Genomic DNA, 2,244 nt, shown 5'->3' on the forward strand with positions numbered 1-2,244 from the left:
CCACTCGCCAGAACTCTCAGCACCCGAATCACGCACCCGCGCCGCGCCACCACGAATACTCTCAACCGCAGCGCGATACGAGCCAGAACCCCTACCACCCGATACCGGGCCTCCCCGACCCGCCTCCGCCGGCCCCGACGACGGCTCCGACACCGCCGATCCGGTCAACATCGGCCTGGTCCGGGCCGTACCCAGATCCCTCCCGATCTGCTCAGACACCTCAGCCGCCGGCCGGCCACCCGCACGTTCCCCCACCGCAGCTTCCGCCACCACATCGACAACATCATCATAAACTCCCGAATTCACCAAATCGGCAGTCTCATGATCAAAATGGAGAATCTGCCGCGCACGCTGCTGCGCAGCCGGCCAACCACCATCTGCCGCCAACGGCGACTGGCGAACCAACTCAGCTCGACGACGAATTTCATCAACGCTATACACCGGATGCGCAACATCACCAGACCCGCCGGCAGGCTCACCCGGACTCAAATCCATACCATCCGGATCCGCGTCAAGCCAAGGAATAGACTCCTCTACCCCGAAAAGATTCCCCTCAAAGTCCCCATAACCCGCATCATCGAAACCCGGGACAGCGGGATCAGCACCCCACCCCGCCGACACACCCTGCTCCAGCATCTCCTCGCTGGGAAAAGCAACATCGAACTGATCAGGCCAAAAATCATCCTGCCCCAGAGCCGCCGCCTCCCACATCTCCCGAGTCCACTCACCCGGCTCCGGAACCACATCCCCAACCAGGCCCCCACCCTCGCGCTCACCCAGATGCCCGACCGGATCCACCACCACATCGCCAACCGACCCCCCCGTCGGCGACACGACCTCTCCGCCACCCACCACCGGAGCAGCCATCTCGGAGCCACTCACGTCCGGGCCCGGCGTCGGAACCCAATCCATCTCCCCCAACGACTCACGCCGACCACCCTGACCACCGGCAGACACCGCCGGAGCCGCCGGCATGAACCCAGCCCGGGGCTCCCATCCCGCCGGCTTCCGAGAAACGAAAATACTACTTCCGATTTGGCCGGACTGTTCCAACCTGACGAACTTCTGAACGAACTCGTCTGACGCATAAGGAAGATAATGACCGGACTCGGATATGGACCTGATCACTGATCTTATTTCCGCCAGCACCGCTGCGTTCCGGTTGCGCAAATTTTCATGCATCCCACCAGGGACACCCGAGACCTTGACCTCCAAGACTGGCCGCCGATCGGGTGATTCCGCCTGCCAAGAGTCGACAAAACCCCTGATTACGTGAGCGATACGCCACCGATCGATCGGCCTCAGCTCGGAGCCCAGTCCCGAGAAACTACCCACCCACGACTCGGTGTCACGGTAGAAACGTTCGTCGTGTCCACCGTCCATGAACCGAAAACTGGCGGCTAATTCCCTGCTCGGATTTCGCCGTTCCACCCAGGTTGTGACCATCCGTGTGAGCGGTCGACCGGTCGCTCCCTCCGCACGCATGCCCTGCTCGAGCGCCGTTGAGATTTCAGCCCTGACGAGCGGGAGAAGCTTCTTCTTGGGTACCGCCAATTCGATGATTACATCCAGCGGCTCAGCACCCGGGTCCCGAACGGCCTGAATCCGCCACAGCCGTTTTCCGAATTCGACGATCTTTTGGCGCTCATCACGAGCAACTTCCACTGCCCCGTGATCGCTTACACCCTTGAATCTGACCTGCCGCCAACTTTGATCATCAATCTGTTCTGTCCACTGATCAAGAAGAAAACGGTCAACATCAGGTCCGGAAGACGGCGTGCCATCCACCATGAACTCCAAAAACACTTGCCGATTTCCATCGTGAGCAAGTTTTCGCCACTCGATCCGCTCTTCGATCCAGTTCACAGTGACGCCCTGCGCAGCCGCCTCCGGATGAGCATCCATTGTCCGAGCCACTGTTTTCGAGAACTCTTTTTTGAGATCGCTCGCCAGGGCATCGGCAGTTGTCGCATTCTTTTTATGGTAATAATCGAGTGCGAGGCTGCGTGAGCTATGCGGTCCTTCCGCTATGAGCCAGCCCAAGGCTTGATCGATCTCGGTCAGGGCCAGTCCAGTGAAGGCATTTCGAGCAGGCATCAACCCGAGCTGCAGCCCTCCCCCTGGAGCATACCTATCCGCCCCCCGCCCCAAGTTTGTCTGAAAGAACAACACCTCAAACCCTGGTTTTTCCACTGCTGAAAATACGAGGTTCGTGTCAATTATCAGCGCGTCACGCTGCGGTGC

At 60.0% G+C, this 2,244-nt stretch carries 1 protein-coding gene; it reads right to left on the reverse strand.

Annotated elements, in window-relative coordinates; translation table 11 throughout:
• A partial coding sequence (locus tag BLV96_RS50230) for a hypothetical protein (protein WP_208608557.1) occupies positions 1-2,097 on the reverse strand: 2,097 nt, incomplete at its 3' end.
• Positions 2,098-2,244 lie beyond the last annotated feature (147 nt).

Origin of the sequence: Amycolatopsis pretoriensis (genome assembly GCF_900107925.1) — a bacterium.
GTDB classification, from domain to species: domain Bacteria; phylum Actinomycetota; class Actinomycetes; order Mycobacteriales; family Pseudonocardiaceae; genus Amycolatopsis; species Amycolatopsis pretoriensis.